General features: G+C 63.5%; 1 protein-coding gene. It reads left to right on the forward strand.

From position 1 onward, the window contains the following. Positions 1-97: 97 nt before the first annotated feature. Positions 98-249: glutamate--tRNA ligase family protein (locus tag RMT89_RS46400; protein WP_399499088.1), on the forward strand; the 152-nt coding region annotated here is incomplete at its 3' end.

The following is a 249-nucleotide window of genomic DNA, read 5'->3' on the forward strand; positions in this document are numbered from 1 at the left end:
CGGAAATCGTGTTCATTCGCGACCTTGACACGGTTGGCAAGTCGCACCGAAGAACGTGGATGGCCGGGACAAGCCCGGCCATGACGAGTTTCAACTGATGCCGCCACCCGTTTTCCGATTTGCCCCGAGCCCCAACGGCCATCTGCATCTCGGCCATGCCTATTCGGCGCTGCTCAACTTCGATCTGGCGCGGGCGAGCGGCGGAACCCTGCTGCTGCGGATCGAGGACATCGACGCCTCCCGGTGCGG

The organism is Streptomyces sp. P17 (assembly GCF_032436805.1).
Lineage (GTDB): Bacteria > Actinomycetota > Actinomycetes > Streptomycetales > Streptomycetaceae > Streptomyces.